This window comes from Nonomuraea sp. NPDC003804, from assembly GCF_040610675.1.
Taxonomy (GTDB): domain Bacteria; phylum Actinomycetota; class Actinomycetes; order Streptosporangiales; family Streptosporangiaceae; genus Nonomuraea.
This window is the reverse complement of sequence record NZ_JBEXMT010000005.1, coordinates 68,042-83,628: the sequence shown is the minus strand read 5'-3', so window position 1 is coordinate 83,628 and position 15,587 is coordinate 68,042. Positions and strand designations below refer to the sequence as shown.

At 72.7% G+C, this 15,587-nt stretch carries 16 protein-coding genes; 8 read left to right on the top strand and 8 right to left on the bottom strand.

Translation table 11 applies throughout. The annotated features are described in order from the left end of the window. Positions 1-7: 7 nt before the first annotated feature. From ABZX22_RS08345 to ABZX22_RS08335, 3 genes are read right to left on the bottom strand one after another with little or no spacing between them, the layout of a single operon-like run. Positions 8-955, bottom strand: coding sequence for a VWA domain-containing protein (locus tag ABZX22_RS08345; protein WP_354906928.1), 948 nt, complete (start codon positions 953-955; stop codon positions 8-10). A gap of 40 nt (positions 956-995) precedes the next feature. After that, on the bottom strand, positions 996-1,934 hold the full coding sequence (locus ABZX22_RS08340) for a DUF58 domain-containing protein (protein ID WP_354906927.1): 939 nt from the start codon (positions 1,932-1,934) through the stop codon (positions 996-998). 7 nt (positions 1,935-1,941) lie between these two features. Further along, positions 1,942-2,943: an AAA family ATPase gene (locus tag ABZX22_RS08335; protein ID WP_354906926.1), complete on the bottom strand. Its 1,002-nt coding sequence runs from the start codon at positions 2,941-2,943 to the stop codon at positions 1,942-1,944. A gap of 74 nt (positions 2,944-3,017) precedes the next feature. Between ABZX22_RS08335 and ABZX22_RS08330 the strand changes: the two genes are divergently transcribed. Then, entirely contained in the window at positions 3,018-3,758 is a 741-nt protein-coding gene (locus ABZX22_RS08330) for a hypothetical protein (protein ID WP_354906925.1), read from the top strand. A gap of 2 nt (positions 3,759-3,760) precedes the next feature. Here ABZX22_RS08330 and ABZX22_RS08325 read toward each other — a convergent pair whose 3' ends face one another. The 3 genes from ABZX22_RS08325 to ABZX22_RS08315 all read right to left on the bottom strand — a co-directional run bounded on the left by ABZX22_RS08325 (position 3,761) and on the right by ABZX22_RS08315 (position 6,039). After that, complete coding sequence (locus ABZX22_RS08325; protein WP_354906924.1) at positions 3,761-4,522, bottom strand: TSUP family transporter; 762 nt, start codon at positions 4,520-4,522, stop codon at positions 3,761-3,763. A 324-nt stretch (positions 4,523-4,846) separates the two neighbouring features. Beyond that, entirely contained in the window at positions 4,847-5,464 is a 618-nt protein-coding gene (locus ABZX22_RS08320; RefSeq protein ID WP_354906923.1) for an ATP-dependent Clp protease proteolytic subunit, read from the bottom strand. Beyond that, positions 5,461-6,039 carry an ATP-dependent Clp protease proteolytic subunit gene (locus ABZX22_RS08315; protein ID WP_354906922.1) on the bottom strand — a complete coding sequence of 193 codons (579 nt, stop codon included), beginning with the start codon at positions 6,037-6,039 and terminating at the stop codon, positions 5,461-5,463. Before ABZX22_RS08315 ends, ABZX22_RS08320 begins: the two co-directional genes overlap by 4 nt. A gap of 128 nt (positions 6,040-6,167) precedes the next feature. Here ABZX22_RS08315 and ABZX22_RS08310 point away from each other — a divergent pair, with 128 nt between their 5' ends. Both ABZX22_RS08310 and ABZX22_RS08305 read left to right on the top strand, forming a co-directional pair. After that, entirely contained in the window at positions 6,168-7,370 is a 1,203-nt protein-coding gene (locus ABZX22_RS08310) for a histidine kinase (protein ID WP_354906921.1), read from the top strand. Further along, positions 7,367-8,008, top strand: a complete 642-nt coding sequence (locus tag ABZX22_RS08305) for a response regulator transcription factor (RefSeq protein ID WP_354906920.1) — start codon at positions 7,367-7,369, stop codon at positions 8,006-8,008. Before ABZX22_RS08310 ends, ABZX22_RS08305 begins: the two co-directional genes overlap by 4 nt. On the opposite strand, the gene ABZX22_RS08300 is transcribed toward ABZX22_RS08305, so the two are convergent. After that, a complete protein-coding gene (locus tag ABZX22_RS08300; protein WP_354906919.1) occupies positions 7,985-8,839 on the bottom strand; it encodes a DUF2268 domain-containing putative Zn-dependent protease in 855 nt (284 codons plus the stop codon). The genes ABZX22_RS08305 and ABZX22_RS08300 overlap by 24 nt on opposite strands. An 80-nt stretch (positions 8,840-8,919) precedes the next feature. Between ABZX22_RS08300 and ABZX22_RS08295 the strand changes: the two genes are divergently transcribed. From ABZX22_RS08295 to ABZX22_RS08285, 3 genes are read left to right on the top strand one after another with little or no spacing between them, the layout of a single operon-like run. Continuing rightward, positions 8,920-9,876: a YafY family protein gene (locus ABZX22_RS08295; protein ID WP_354906918.1), complete on the top strand. Its 957-nt coding sequence runs from the start codon at positions 8,920-8,922 to the stop codon at positions 9,874-9,876. Beyond that, positions 9,873-10,826, top strand: a complete 954-nt coding sequence (locus tag ABZX22_RS08290) for an inositol-3-phosphate synthase (protein ID WP_354906917.1) — start codon at positions 9,873-9,875, stop codon at positions 10,824-10,826. The genes ABZX22_RS08295 and ABZX22_RS08290 overlap by 4 nt, the downstream gene beginning before the upstream one ends. Before the next feature lie 53 nt (positions 10,827-10,879). Then, the gene (locus tag ABZX22_RS08285) at positions 10,880-11,779 is read left to right on the top strand and encodes a hypothetical protein (protein WP_354906916.1); all 900 of its coding nucleotides are present in this window, start codon (positions 10,880-10,882) and stop codon (positions 11,777-11,779) included. On the opposite strand, the gene murG is transcribed toward ABZX22_RS08285, so the two are convergent. Further along, positions 11,764-12,897 (bottom strand): undecaprenyldiphospho-muramoylpentapeptide beta-N-acetylglucosaminyltransferase, encoded by a 1,134-nt coding sequence (murG, locus tag ABZX22_RS08280; RefSeq protein WP_354906915.1) that lies wholly within the window; start codon positions 12,895-12,897, stop codon positions 11,764-11,766. The genes ABZX22_RS08285 and murG overlap by 16 nt on opposite strands. 100 nt (positions 12,898-12,997) lie before the next feature. Here murG and ABZX22_RS08275 point away from each other — a divergent pair, with 100 nt between their 5' ends. Beyond that, positions 12,998-14,554: a hypothetical protein gene (locus tag ABZX22_RS08275; RefSeq protein ID WP_354906914.1), complete on the top strand. Its 1,557-nt coding sequence runs from the start codon at positions 12,998-13,000 to the stop codon at positions 14,552-14,554. 9 nt (positions 14,555-14,563) lie between these two features. Then, positions 14,564-15,502, top strand: coding sequence for a Ppx/GppA phosphatase family protein (locus ABZX22_RS08270; protein ID WP_354906913.1), 939 nt, complete (start codon positions 14,564-14,566; stop codon positions 15,500-15,502). Positions 15,503-15,587 lie beyond the last annotated feature (85 nt).

Genomic DNA, 15,587 nt, shown 5'->3' with positions numbered 1-15,587 from the left:
ACCGCCCTCAGGGAATGCGATGGCCCAGCAGGATGGCCGCGGCCGCCACCAGCAGGCCGACGACGATCGCCGCGACGATGAAGTACTGGCTGATCTCCTGGCTGACGGTCTTGAAACCGAGCGAGGTGCCGATCTGCTCGTAGACCTCGCGCAGTTCGGTGCCCGACTCCGCGGAGTAGGCGCGGCCCGCGGTGCCCTCCGACAGCGACTGCAGGGTCGCCTTGTTCACCGGTACGGTCACCGGCCGCCCGTCGATCATGACGGTGCCGTCCTGCGTGCCGTACGCGATGGTGGAGACCGGCACCCTGGCCTGCTTGGCGGCGTCGATGGCCTCGTTCACCGAGCGGCCCGAGGTGTTGTCGCCGTCGGACAGCAGCACGACCGCGGCCGGCGGCGGGTCGGTGACCGCGCGCTGGTCGAAGGAGCGGATCGACTCCAGCGAGTTGAAGACCGCCTCGCCGATCGCGGTGCCCGGCCTGGTGGACAGGTTCGCCAGCGCGGTGACGACGGCGGGGCGGTCGGTGGTGGGGGAGATGACCACGTTGGCCGAGCGGGCGAAGGAGACCAGGCCCACGTTGAAGCGCTCGGGCAGCCCGCGGACGAACGACTGCGCGGCGACCTTGGCGGCCGCGATGCGGCTGGGCTGCACGTCGTTGGCGTCCATCGACAGCGACACGTCCAGCGCGACGATGATGGTGGCCCGGTCGCGCGGCACCCGGACCTGGTCGGCGGGCCTGGCCGCGCCCACCACCAGCAGGCTCATCATGAGCAGGAACAGCAGCGGGGCCACGTGCCGCCGCCATCCCGGCGCGCGCGGGGCCACCAGCGACAGCAGCGCCAGGTTGGTGAAACGCACCGTGTAGCGGCGCCTGCCGAACTGCGCGGCCACGTACGCCGCGACCACCAGCGCCACCAGGGCGAACAGCGACAGATAAGCCGGCGCGAGGAACGTCACGGACCCTCCTGCTCCCTGCCGCCTGCCGCGTGATGCTCGCTCACGTACCCGCCCTCCGGTGTGCCAGGTGCGCCATGCGCCGCTGGCGCAGCGTGAACTGCGCGATGTCGAAGACCCAGTCCCGGTCGGTGCGCAGCACCAGGTGGGCCACCCCGGCCCTGCGCAGCGCGGCCCGGGTGCCCTCCCGCTGCAGGGCGGCCGCCTCGGCGTAGGCGGCGCGTACCCGCGGCGAGAGGTGTACGTCGCTTACGTGCCCAGTCTCCGGGTCGGTGAACGCCACCGTGCCGACGTCCGGAAGCTCCATCTCGCGGGGATCCATCACCTCGACCGCGAGCACCTGGTGGCGGGCGGCCAGCCGTCTCATCGGCCGCTCCCACACCCGCTCGGCGTCCGGGTCGAGGCTCGGGTGCGCGTCGAGGAAGTCGGAGACCACCACCCGCAGCCCGTGCCGCCTGCGCATGGCCGCCAGCACGTCGATGCCCTCCGCCAGGTCGGGGGCGTCCGGTACGGCCCGGCCGCGCGGCGCGCCGGCCAGCGAGTGCAGCAGGCCGTACAGGGCGGGGCGGCCCGTCCTGGCGGGCATCCGGTGCAGCGCGTCGTCGTGCAGCACCAGCGCGCCGAACCTGTCGCCCATCCGGCTGGTCAGGAACCCGATCGCGCCGATCGCCGCGACCACCAGCTCGCGCTTGTCGGTCCCGGCGGTGCCGAAGTCCATGCTGGGCGACAGGTCGGCCAGCGCCCACGTCTCCAGCTCCCGGTCGGCGATCAGGTCGCGCACGTGCGGGATCGTCGTGCGGGCCGTCACCGCCCAGTCCATGCGCCGCACGTCGTCCTCGCCCGGCACGTACACACGGCTGTCGCCGGCCTCGCTGCCCGGCCCCGGCAGCAGGCCGGCGTGCTGGCCGTGCAGCAGGCCGTCGAGCTTCCTGATGACCGTCAGCTCGAGCCTGCGCAGCGCCTGCTCGGCCTGGTTCGTCACGGCGCGGTCACCTGTTCTGGTTCCACACGACCAGCGGAGGCGGTACGGCGTGCAGGATCTGCCTGATCACCTGCTCGGGGTCGACGCCGTCGGCCAGGGCGTCGAAGGTGAGCATGAGCCGGTGGCCCATCACGTCCACCGCCACGTCGCGCACGTCGTCGGGCAGCAGGTAGTCGCGCCCGCGCAGCACCGCCAGCGCCCGGCCGGCCGAGACCAGGCCGAGCGTGGCGCGCGGGCTGACGCCCACCTCGATGGTGTCGGCCAGCTCCGGCATGCCGTACTCGGCGGGCGAGCGGGTGGCCATGACCAGGCGCACCACGTAGTCGGCGACCAGCTGGTGCACCGAGACCAGCTCGGCCTGGTGCTGCAGGGCGAGCAGCCGCTCGGGATCGAGGATCCGCTCGGGCACCGGAGGGGTGACGCTCATCCGGTGCAGGATCTCCAGTTCCTCCTGCGCGCTCGGGTGCGGCACCTTGACCCTGAACAGGAACCGGTCGCGCTGCACCTCGGGCAGCGGGTAGACGCCCTCCGACTCGATCGGGTTCTGGGTGGCCAGCACGATGAACGGCTTCGGCAGCGGATGCGTGATGCCCGCCAGCGTGACCTGGCGCTCGGCCATCACCTCGAGCAGCGCGGACTGCACCTTCGCGGGCGCGCGGTTGATCTCGTCGGCCAGCAGGAAGTTGACGAAGACGGGGCCGAGCTCGATGTCGAACTGCTCGCTGGAGGGATGGTAGACGCGGGTTCCGACGATGTCGCTGGGCACCAGGTCCGGGGTGAACTGGATGCGGGCGAACGTGCCGCCCACCACGGTGGCCAGGGTGGCGGCGGCCAGCGTCTTGGCCACCCCTGGCACACCCTCGAGCAGGCAGTGGCCACGGGCCAGCAGCGCGACCACCAGGCGTTCGACCATGTGGTCCTGGCCGACGATGACCCGCCGGACCTCCTCAAGGGTCTGACGCAGCACGGCCGCGTCGGTACCCGTCGACAGCTCTTCGGCAGTGCTCATGAGTGCTATTCCACCAAACAAGGCTTATGGGTGCACGCCCCGGCACGCCGGGTATACGTGCTTTGATGACTCGCATGGCCGTTCCGCTGCAGTACGGTGACCCGCCGCGCCTCGGGGGCTTCGCCGTGCAGGCACGGCTGTCGACCGCTCCGGCGGGCCTGGTCTACCTCGGCCAGGCCGCCGACGGCCGGGCGGTGTCGATCGCCCTTCTCACCAGGGGAGCGGCGCTCGACCCCTCGGCGCGCGAGCGGTTCGTGACGGCGATCCGCGCGGCCTCGGGACGGCGCGGCTGGGTCGCCCGCGCCCGGAACAGAGGGGCCATGGCCGACGGGCCGCCCGTCGTCGAGGCCGACCTGGGGCAGGCGCCGTGGGTGGCGGTGCCGTACGTCCCCGGACGGCCGGGAGCCGAACGCTTCCTCGAGCCCGTGCTGGTCGGCGGCACGCTGATCGGCGAGGTGCACGGGCCCGACTTCGTGCCCTACTGGCTGGCCGACAGGGCGCCGGCGCTGCCCGCGCCGCCGCGCCCGCGCGCGCCGCTGACCGAGACGCGCGCCAGGGTGCTGGTCGCGGCCGGGGTGCTGGCGCTGCTCGTGGTGCTGGGCGCGGTGATCGCGCTGCTGCTGTTCGGCGGGGACGACGACAGCGCGCCGCTGCCGCGGCCGCTGCCGCCGACGGAGTACGTGCCGAGCCCGCCCCCGGTGCCGGTCTCGCCGGAGCCGCAGAACCCGCGACCGAGCCCCTCTCCCGGCGACACGGGCGGCAACACGCCAGGGCAGACGCCCGGTGACGAGAACGGCGAGGGCAACCCGATCTGAGCTCAGGCGAACTGCTGCCAGGCGAGCCTGGCCACCATCGCCACCACCACGCACAGCAGCACGACCCGCACGAACCCGGCGCCGCGCCTGAGCGCCATGCGGGCGCCGAGCTGGGCGCCGGCGATGTTGCAGGCCGCCATGCCCAGCCCCAGCCCCCACAGCAGGTGGCCCTGGAAGCCGAAGACCAGCAGCGCGCCGAAGTTCGTGCCGGTGTTGATGATCTTCGCGGTGGCCGAGGCGTGCACGAAGTCCAGCCCGAGGATGGTGGTGAACGCGATGATCAGGAAGGTGCCCGTGCCGGGACCCATGATGCCGTCGTAGAAGGCGATCACGACCCCGGCCGCCACGATGGCCGCCCCGACCCGCGTGCGGGTGCGCAGGTGCGGCTGGGGGAGCGCGCCGAAGGAGGGGCGCAGGGTCACGAACGCCGCCACGCCCAGCAGGACGACCATCACCAGCGGGCGCAGGACGCCGGAGGAGATGGCCGCGGCCGCCGTCGCCCCGAGCCCCGAGCTGAGGACGGCCAGCGCGCCCGCCGGCACCGCCACCTCGCGGTCGAGCTTGGTGGTGCGGGCGTAGGTGACGGCGGCGGAGGCGGTGCCGAAGATGGCGGCCAGCTTGTTGGTGGCGATCGCCTGGACGGTGGGGACGCCCGCCACCATGAGGGCGGGAAGCTGGAGCAGCCCGCCGCCGCCGACGACGGCGTCGATCCAGCCGGCTCCCGCGGCGGCCACCAGCAGCACGATGACCTGCTCCAGCGACACGCCGCCACTCCCCCCGCTTGCGTCACAGAACGCAGAGCAGGCTACATGTCACGACATTTCCAGAATTGCTGGGGTGGGGGCGGGGTCCGGCCCCGGCGCGAGCCCATCGTCAGCGCCGGGACCGGCGTGGGCGCCCGCTGTGACCCGCGAACGCCCCGCTGTGCCCCCCGGTCAATCCGGCCGACCAACCCGGCCGATCAAGGGGCCGATCAACCCGGCCGATCAAGCGGGCCGATCAAGCCGACCCGCCGGGAAGCCGAGCCGCCGGGAAGCCGAGCCGCCGGGAGGCCGGCGGGCCGGGAAGCCGGCCGAGCCGCCGGAGGGTCAGGCCGGCGTCAGGGTCTTCTTGCGGCCGGCGAAGATGTCGTCGATCAGCCCGTAGGTCCTGGCCTGCTCGGCCGTCATGAAGCGGTCGCGTTCGATGTCCCTGCGGATGTCGAGGGTCGACCGCCCCGTGTGCTTGGCCAGGATCTCCTCCTGCTGGTCGCGCATCCGCAGGATCTCCCGCGCGTGGATCTCCAGGTCGCTCGACTGCCCGCGGCTGGCCCCCTCGGTGGCCGGCTGGTGGAGCAGGATGCGCGCGTGCGGCAGCGCCGCCCGCTTGCCCGGCGCCCCCGCCGCCAGCAGCACGGCCGCCGCCGAGCTCGCCTCGCCGATGCACACCGTCTGGACCTGCGGCCTGACGAACTGCATCGTGTCGTAGATCGCGCTCATCGAGGTGAACGACCCGCCCGGCGAGTTGATGTAGAGCTGGATGTCCTGGTCAGGATCGAGCGACTCCAGCGTCAGCAGCTGCGCCATCACGTCGTTGGCCAGGGTGTCGTCGATCGGCGTGCCGATGAAGATGATCCGGTCCTCGAACAGCTTGTTGTACGGGTTCATCTCCTTGATGCCGTAGCTGGTGCGCTCCGTGAAGGAGGGCAGCACGTAGCGCGCGTTCATACCTTGATCACCCCGTCCGCGTGCGTGACGACATGGTCGACGAAGCCGTACTCCTTGGCCTCCTGCGCGGTGAACCACCGGTCCCTGTCGGAGTCGGCCTGGATGCGCTCCAGCGGCTGGCCGGTGTGCTGCGCGATCAGCTCGGCCATCAGTCGCTTGGTGTAGAGCAGGTTCTCGGCCTGGATCTGGATGTCGGCCGCGGTGCCGCCGATGCCGCCGAGCGGCTGGTGCATGACGATCCGGGCGTGGGGGAGCGCGTAGCGCTTGCCCGGCGCGCCGCCGCTCAGCAGGAACTGCCCCATGGAGGCGGCGAACCCCATCGCGACCGTCGCCACGTCGCAGGGGACGAACTGCATCATGTCGTAAAGCGCCATCCCGGCCGAAATCGAACCGCCAGGCGAATTGATGTAAAGAGTGACGTCGCTGACCGGGTCTTCGGCCGCCAGCAAAAGCAGTTCGCCGCACAGGCGATTGCAAATATCGTCGTCGACCTCCTGGCCGAGGACGATAATCCGTTCCTTCAGCAGTCGCTGGCCAAGCTGCTCCGGCCAGGCCGGGCGAGGGGTCTCCGTCATGCGTCCACCTTTCTCTCGCGTTACGCATAAGACGTTATCGAGAGAGCCGGAATTGTGGTGTCGCGGTTCTCCGTGAGCATATTCCGCTAAAAGCGCATTATGCTGGCAGTGAATTACCGCGACATATAATGCGATCTGTGAGATGGAGACTCGTCGCCCGCAGGTGGGCCTGCCTGATCCTCGGCGGGGCGCTGCTGATGCCGTACATGATGCTCGGCGTGCTGGTCAGCGGCACGGTCGGCGGCACGGTCGGCGGCCGCGGCAACGCCTCGCAGCTGCTCTTCCCCGTCGACGTGCTGGTCTACGTGGCGGTGCTGCCGCTGGTCGCGGTGACCGGTCTGTTCCTGCCGCTGCGGGCGTTCGAGGTGTCGGCGGCCGAGGGGCTGCTCGGCGCGAAGGTCGACCCGCTGCCGGGCGGGCGGCGCACCTGGGGGGAACGGCGGCGCACCGCGCTGTGGTTCACGCTGCACCTGGCGGTCGGCGGGTTGATGAGCGGGATCACGCTGGCGATCGTGCCGTTCGTGGTGTGGCTGCTCGCCGCGCCGCTCACCGGTGACCCCGCCGGACTGCTCGGCCGCGATGCGCCGCTGGCGTGGATGCCCGTGGCGGCGGTGGCGATCGCGGTGGTCCTGGTCGCCGTGGTGGCCGGCGCGGGCGCGCTGCTGGCCCGGCTGGCGCCCAGGCTGCTCGGCCCGTCGCCCGCCGACCGGCTCGCCGTCGCCGAGCAGCAGGCCCGCAGGCTCGCCGAGCGCAACCGGCTGGCCCGCGAGCTGCACGACTCGGTCGGCCACGCGCTGAGCGTGGTCACCCTCCAGGCCGCCGCCGCGAGCAGGGTCATCGAGCGCGACCCGGCCACCGCGAGGACCGCGCTCGAGGCCATCGAGCAGTCGGCGCGGGCCGCGCTGGAGGATCTCGACCACGTGCTCGGCGTGCTGCGCGAGGACGCACAGGGCCGCGCCCCGCAGGCGACGCTCGCCGACCTCGACGAGCTGATCCGCGCCTCGGGCGCCGACGTCAGGCGCGAGGTGGGCGACCTGTCCTCGGTGCCCGCCGTGGTCTCGCGCGAGGCCTACCGGATCGTCCAGGAGGCGCTGACCAACGCCATCAAGCACGGGCGGGGCGCGGTCCGGCTGGCCGCCGCCGTCCAGGACGACGAGCTGAGCCTCGAGATCTCCAACGCCGCCGCCGCCACGCGCGGAAGGGGTGGCGGGCGCGGGGTCGCGGGCATGCGGGAGCGGGTCGGGCTGCTGCGCGGCACCTTGCACGCCGGTCCTGGCGAGCGGGGCGAGTGGCAGGTGTCGGTACGGCTCCCGCTACGGTCGGGAGCGTGACGCTGAAGATCGTGATAGCCGACGACGAGGACCTCATCCGCACCGGACTGCGGATCATCGTCGAGTCCGAGGAGGACCTCACCGTCGTCGGCGAGGCGGCCGACGGTGCCGAGGTGCTGCCCGTGGTCCGCAGGGAACGCCCCGACGTGGTGCTCATGGACGTCCGCATGCCCCGCCTCGACGGCATCCAGGCCACCGCGAACCTGGTCGCGCTGCCCGAGGCGCCCAAGGTGCTCGTGGTGACGACGTTCGAGAACGACGACTACGTCTACGACGCGCTGCGGGCGGGCGCGAGCGGCTTCCTGCTGAAGCGCACCAGGCCGGGCGACCTGGTGCGGGCCATCAGGGTGGTGGCGGCCGGCGACACGCTGCTGTTCCCCGCCGCGATCAGGGACCTGGCGGCGCGCCGGAGGCCCGCCACCGGGGTGCCCGGCATCGGCCGCCTGACCGGCCGTGAAGGCGACGTGCTGCGGCTGATGACCAGGGGGCTGTCCAACGGCGAGATCGCCGCCGAGCTGGTGGTCAGCCAGGAGACGGTCAAGACGCACGTCGGCAACGTGCTCACCAAGCTCGGCGCCCGCGACCGCACGCAGGCGGTGATCGCCGCCTACGAGTCAGGCTTCGTCTCGCCAGGTTGACAGGATCTCGGCGGCGGGCAGGCCCGTGCACTCGACGGCCGACCGGCCCGTCGCCCGCAGGTGCGCGTCGACCAGGCGCAGCCCGGCGGGGTAGCCGGCCATGTCGGGGATGCCGCGCGGCTCCTGGCCGAACCTGACCATCGCCGTGTCGCCGAGCACGTAGGCGGGCGTGTTCTGCATGCCCTGCAGGCCGAGGTCGGCCACGATCCTGGCGAACACCGCGTCGTCGAGCGGACGCGCCGACCACGGGCCCATCGCCTCGGGACCCGACAGCTCCCGCACGAACGCCTCGGCCAGCCCCTCCGCGACGACGTGCTCGCCGACGGTGACGGTGGCCGGGTTCCACTCCACGGTGCGGTAGCGGATGTTGTGATGGAACTCGTGCACCGCGCAGTGCGCGATCCTGCCGATGACGTCGTCGTCCGGCCAGGCGAGGAGGTAGATCACGTCGCCGGAGCCGCCCATGCCGTAGTAGCCGCCCACGACGTTCATGAGGTAGTCGTCGTCGGGGTGGCCCAGGACGAACATCACCTGGATGGCGTCGGGCGCGGCCAGACCGGTCAGGGCGGCGGCGGCCTTGCCGAGCGCGCGCTCGATCTGCCCGGGGACGTCCTGCTCGATGAGCTTCTCGACGGCGGGAAGATAGCGCGGGTCCTCGCGGTCGACGCGGAATCCGGCGCCCTGGTGGTGGATGTCGACGATGTCGCCCGGCACGGGGATGGCCGCGCGGATGGGGGCGAGCATGCCGGCCAGGAGGTCCCGGCGCTCGCCGAGGGGACGGCGGAGCAGGTCGGCCATGGCGGTGAAGGTGTCGTGGACGATGATTTCCATGGCCGGGACGGTAGAGGCTCACGTGACGTGAGGCTCAAGTCGTTTTCCCGGCGCCGCGCGCGGGCGGCGAGAATGGGGGCATGCGCGCGAGCCGGCTGCTCTCCCTCCTCCTGCTACTGCAGACGCGTGGCCGTATGACCGCCACCGAGCTGGCCGAGGAGCTGGAGGTGTCGGTCAGGACCGTCTACCGCGACGTCGAGGCCCTGTCGGCCGCGGGCGTGCCCGTCTACGCTGACCGTGGCCCCGCGGGCGGCTACCAGCTCCTGGACGGCTACCGCACCAGGCTCAACGGCCTGACCGCCGCCGAGGCATCCTCCCTGTTTTTGGCCGGTCTGCCCGGCCCCGCCGCCGAGCTGGGCCTGGCCGAGCTCGCCGCCAACGCCGAGCTGAAGCTGCTGGCCGCCCTCCCGCCGGAGCCGCGCTCCCAGGCCGCCAGGATGCGCGAGCGCTTCCACCTCGACGTGCCCAGCTGGTACCGCAACGCCGACGACGTCCCCCACCTGACCGAGGTCGCCGAGGCGGTGTGGGACCAGCGCCCGCTCCGCATGAGCTACCAGCGCTGGGGCCGGCAGGTGGTCGAGCGGGTCGTCCACCCCTACGGCCTGGTGCTGAAGGGCGGCTCCTGGTACATGGTCGCCGCGCCGCCCGGCGACCCGCCGCGCACCTACCGGGTCTCGCGCGTCCTCAGTCTGGAGACGCTCGACGGCACGTTCGAGCACCCGCAGGGGTTCGACCTGGCGGAGTTCTGGCGCCTGTACGCCAAGGAGTTCCGCGAGAAGATGTACAAGGCCGAGGCCGTCATCAGGGTCGCGCCCGGCGCCGAGAGCCTGCTCGACTACACCATGAGCATCACGGTCGAGCTGCCCGAACCCGACCCCGACGGGTGGCGCACCGTCACCGTGCCCATCGAGTCCGTCCCGCACGCCCGCTGGCTGCTGCTGCGCATGGGCGCGAGCGTCGAGGTGCTGGCCCCCGCCGAACTACGCGACCTGATGCGGGAGACTGTGGCCGAGTTGGGCAAGATGTACGGTTCATGAGCACTGTGAACGTGGCCCTCGTCGGCATCGGCAACTGTGCCTCCTCGCTCGTGCAGGGGGTCGAGTACTACCGCGACACCGACTACCCCGAGTGTGCGGGCTTCGCCGTCCGGCAGGTGGCCTTCACCGCGGCCTTCGACGTCACCCCTGAGAAGATCGGCAAGGACCTGTCGGAGGCCGTCTGGGCCGCGCCCAACAACGCCGCCGCCTTCGCCCGCGTGCCGTACGCGGGCGTGCCGGTGGAGGAGGGCATCCTCGGCGAGGACTTCGGCGACCTCGCGGGCGCGCGGGGCGGCAGGACGCCCGAGCAGGTCGCCGGCGTCCTGCGGGCCACGGGCACGCACGTGGTGGTCAGCTACCTGCCCGTCGGCCACCAGCGGGCCACCGAGCTGTACGCCGAGGCGGCGCTGCTGGCCGGGTGCGCGTTCGTCAACTGCATGCCCGCCGTCCTGGCCCGCGCGCCCGAGTGGGCCGGCAGGTTCGAGCGGGCGGGCCTGCCGCTGGTCGGCGACGACCTGAAGAGCCAGTTCGGCTCGACGCTCGTGCACCGCGCGCTGGTGGACGCGCTGACCGCCGCGGGAGTGCGGCTGCGCTCCACCTACCAGCTCAACGCCGGCGGCAACATGGACTTCCAGGCGATGCAGGACCCGGCCAGGATGGCGGGCAAGAAGGCCACCAAGGCCCAGGGCATGGCGGCGGGGCGGATGCCGGACGGCGGCCAGGTCCACGTCGGCGCCGAGCACGTCCCCTTCCTGCGGGACCGGAAGGTCGCCTACATCAGGATCGACGGCGAGGCGTTCGGCGGAACCCCGCTGGAGATCGAGCTGCGCATGTCCGTGGAGGACTCCCCGAGCGCCGCGGGCAATACCCTCGACGCGGTACGGCACGCCAGGCGCGCCATGCTGGAGGGCCGCGGGGGTGTACTGAACCTTGGCCTGATGAAGGCCTGAACACCACGTCGCGCTCTTCCACACCCGCCCCGGCAAAGCTTATGATCCAGGGAATGTCGGGACAGGACATAGCGGTCGTGGTCGATCCTGGCGTGCCGGAAGAGGTCGCCTGGACGTTCAAGGCGAACGCCCCGCTGCTGTCCCGCATCAAGGCCGGATGGCGGCCGCGGCCCGGGCCCGAACGCCCGTCCGGCACTCCCTTCGACACCGCCACCCTCGTGGGCGCCCCCATGCTGCTCGGGCTGGCGATCATCTTCATCGTCGCGGGCTCGATCAGGGTGGCCTTCCTGAGCTTCGGTGTGGTCATGCTGCTCTTCATGGCCAAGGTGCTGTCCCCGCGCGCGCAGCCCGGCGACGACCACACCGAGGAGCAGGAGATCTTCGAGCAGGCCCGCTGGTACGACGGCCGCTACCACCTGCCCGAAGACTTCGATCCCGAGGCGCTGGCGCTGATGGCGCGCACCCAGCGGGCGGTCAACTCCGTCCTCGGCTCCCACGTCAACGCCGAAGGGCTGCTCGACGAGGTGCGCAACGCCGTGCTGCTGCCCCAGCAGGAGTGGGAGATCGCCCGCCTGCTGGCCAAGCTGTCGGCCCTGCGCGCCGAGCACAAGGCTCTCATCGCGCGCGGCGTCGCGCCCGAGGTGGCCCGGGCCGTCCAGCCGCTGGAGCGGGCGCTGGCCAGCAGCGAGACGGCGGTCGTGGCCAGGGTCGAGGCGCTGGAGCGCTACGCGAGCCACGTGGCCGACGCCGAGCGTGCCTACCACGCGCGCGGCCAGATCGAGGAGCTGCGCGCCCGGCTGCCGCGCTACGAGGAGCTGGTGGCCGAGTCGGGCGCGGACGGCTTCGCCGTACCGGAGATCTCCCGGCTGGCCGACGACGCCGGCCAGTTGGAGGAGACGCTGCGCAGGAGCGTGCGCGAAGCCCACGAGGCCTTCCGCTACCTGGACGGTTGAGCGGCCTCCAGCAGCATGCCGGCCAGCGCGTCGGCGGCGTCGAGCCGGCCCAGCCTCTGGGCCGCCTCGGCCATCGCCGCGCGCAGCGCCGGGTCGGCCAGCAGCGGCATCAGCTCGGCCAGCAGCAGCTCGGCCGGCGGGTTCGGCTCCAGCAGCGCTCGGGCGGCGCCCGCGGAAGCCAGGTAGGAGGCGTTCTTGCGCTGCTCGTCGCCGCCGGTCGGGATGAGCGGGATGAGCACCGCGGGCTTGCCGATCGCGGTCAGCTCGGAGACCGTGCCGGCGCCGCTGCGCGAGATCACCACGTCCGCGGCGGCGAACAGGTCGGGCAGCTCGGCCCCGACGTACGGGACGGGGTGGTAGCGGTCGGCCAGCCCGGGCGGCAGCGCGACGGCGCGCATCTGGTCGATCCACGCGGGCCCGCACTGGTGGATCACCTGCGCGTACGGCAGCAGCCGCGGCAGGATCTCCGCGAGCATCGTGTTGATCTGCTTGCTGCCCTGGGCGCCGCCGGTCACGTAGATGAGCGGCACCTCGAAGGTCAGCCCGAACTGGTCGTAGGCCGCGGCGCGGTCGCCGTGGAGCAGCTCGGGCCGCACCGGGTTGCCGGTCACCACCGCCTTGTCGCGGGCGGAGGGGGGCAGGTGCTCCATCGACGACTCGTGCGACAGGGCGATGCGGGTGGCCATCCTGGCCAGGATGCGGTTGGCCAGCCCCACGACCGTGGTCTGCTCGTGCATGACCAGCGGGCGGCGCAGCAGTCTGGCCGCCACGCCGATGGGCACCGCGACGTAGCCGCCCGTGGACAGCACCACGTCGGGCTGGTAGCGGGCCGCGTGGCCGATCGCCTGCATGACGCCCAGCGGGATGCGGAACATGTCGGCCAGGTTGGTGCCCAGCTCGCGCAGGTTCGGGCGGCGGCGCAGCTTGCCCGTGGTGATCGCCTTGAACGGGATGCCGTGCTCGGCGGTGATCCTGGCCTCCAGGCCGCTGGCCGTACCGACCCAGAGAACGTCGTGGGGCACCCGCCGCCGCTGCACCGCGGCAAGGGTGGTCAGGGCGGGATAGGTGTGGCCGCCGGTGCCGCCACCGGTCACCAGCAGGCGAAGGGTTCGTGTCACGACGTCAGACTATTGCCGCCAGGAGGGACACTCGCGCCACGACCGGGCCCCGCCCCCCGCGACGCGTGTCATGACCACGAGGAAGGGTATGCGCGGAAATATGCCGACAATCACCGAGGGCGATCTGTTCACCGCGACTCTCGAGGTCCTGGAGCATCCGCCGCTCGGAGTGCCCGCGCTCGACACGGGCCCGCGCGAGGCCGTCGTACGGCTGGCGGGCCAGACCACGCTCGTGCGCATCCTCGACGGCGCCGACGGGCGCGACCTCGACCTGGTGCTGCCCGGCGGCTACCGGCACCGGCACGGCAGGCTCAGGCTCACCGCGCAGCGGCTCGACCACGACCTGTACGCCATCAACGCGGGCGAGCACACCATCGCGCTGCTGCGCCTGCGCGACAGGGCCGTCGGCCTGCCCGCCTTCGACCCCGAGGGCAACCACCATCCCGCCCTCCGCCCGACCAGGCCGCTGCCCCGGCGCCGGACGCGGCCCCCCTGCCGGACCTCGCCATGGGAGACGCTGCGCCTCGCCCTGGAGGTGGCGCTGCCGATCGTCGCCCAGGGCGTCGTCCTGCGCCGGCCGCTCGGCGTGCGGCTGGCCGCCCTCCTCAGGGCCGACGAGCGGGCCAACCGGCTGCTGGCCCGGCTGCGCGACCGCCACGACGGCGGCCCGCTGCTGGTGCGGATCCCGTTGCGCGGCTGGGCGGTCATCCCGCTGACCGGCGCGGACGTGCGGCGGGCGCTGCACGGCGCCGAGTTCACCCCCGCCAACAGGGAGAAACAGGGCGCGTTCGGCCACTTCCAGAGCGACGCCGTGCTCGTCACCAGGGATCCCGAGCTGCGCGCCCGGCGCCGGGCGTTCAACGAGGAGGTGCTCGGCCCCGGCGCGATCGCCGGCGACGTGCGGGCGAAGGTGGCCGAGGAGATGGCGGCGCTGCCCACGCGGGGAGTGATCGACTGGCCCTGCTTCCAGGCGGCGCACCGGCGGATCGCCCGGCGCGTGGTGCTCGGCGACGCGGCCCGCGACGACGAGGAGCTCAGCGCGCTGCTGGACCGGCTGCGGGCCGACGCCAACTGGTTCTCCCTGCGGGCCCGCCGTACCGACGTGCGGGTCGCCTTCCAGCGGCGGCTGGAGGGGCACCTGCGCAGGGCCGAGGAGGGCAGCCTGGCCGGGCTGCTCGCCCGCACGCCGGCCGATCCCGTCGTGCACGCCGAAGGCCAGGTGCCGCACTGGTTGTTCGCCTACGACGCGGCCGGCATCGCGGCATGGCGGGCACTGGCCCTGCGGGCCTCCTCCCCCGCGTCGCCCGACGGCCCGTCCGGCGACGCGGGGGAGGAGGCCGGGTCGCGCGCGTCCGTGCTGGAGTCGCTGCGGCGCTGGCCCACGACGCCTGCCATCCTGCGCGACACCACGGCGCCGACCACCTGGCGCGGGATCACCGTGCCCGCGGGCAGCGCCGTCGCCGTCATCACCTCCTTCATGGACCAGGTCCCCTTCAGCGACGGGCCCGCCCGCTGCGCAGGGGAGGGGCTGGTGATGCTCACCGCGACGCGCGTGCTCGCCGAGATCCTGCGCGTGCGAGAGGTCGCTGTGGTGGGTGCGCCGGCCCTGTTCGACCACTTCAGCCTCCGCTTCGCCGTACAGCCCCGCGGGCGATAACGTTCGCCCATGCGACTCGGCGTTCTGGACATAGGCTCCAATACTGTCCACCTGCTCGTGGTGGACGCCCACCGGGGAGCCCGCCCCATCCCGGCCTACTCCCACAAGGAGGAGCTGCGCCTGTCGGAGCACCTGGAGGACGGCGACCGCCTGTCCAGGCGCGGCATCGAGCGGCTGAGCGCGTTCGTGGCCGAGGCGCTGCAGATCGCCGAGGACAAGGGCGTCGAGGACTTCATGGCCTTCGCCACCTCGGCCGTCAGGGAGGCGGCCAACGGCGAGCAGGTCGTGGCCAGGATCAACGCCGAGTGCGGGGTCGACATCGAGGTCCTGTCGGGCAGCGAGGAGGCGATGCTGACCTTCCTGGCCGCCCGGCGCTGGTTCGGCTGGTCCTCCGGCAGGCTGCTCACCCTCGACATCGGCGGCGGGTCGCTCGAGATCGCCGGAGGCATGGACGAGGAGCCCGACGTCGCGGTCTCCCTGCCGCTGGGCGCGGGGCGGCTGACCCGCGACTGGTTCACCTCCGACCCGCCCTCGGCCGAGGAGGTGCGCAAGCTGCGCAGGCACGTCCGCGCCGAGATCGCCCGCCGGGTCGGCGACATCGTCAGGTACGGCGGCCCGCACTGCGCCGTGGCCACGTCCAAGACCTTCAAGCAGCTGGCCAGGATCGCCGGCGCCCCGCCCTCCGGCGAGGGGCCCTACGTCTCCCGCTCGCTCACCAGGAGCGACCTGGCCGAGTGGGCGGTCAAGCTGACCAGGATGGACGCCTCGGCACGAGGGGAGCTGCCGGGCGTCTCCGAAGGCCGGGCCGCGCAGCTCGCCGCGGGGGCGATCGTCGCCGACGCGACCATGGACCTGTTCGAGATCGAGAAGCTGATCGTGTGCCCGTGGGCGCTGCGCGAGGGTGTCATCCTGCGCCGCCTCGACCTGCTGCCCGGCCGTTTCGGCTGAAGGAGGCCCTGGCGGCGGGACCGGACGGCCTGAGGGTCATGCCGGAAGCGGCATCTCGCTCGATACGGCATTTCACTCGATAGTG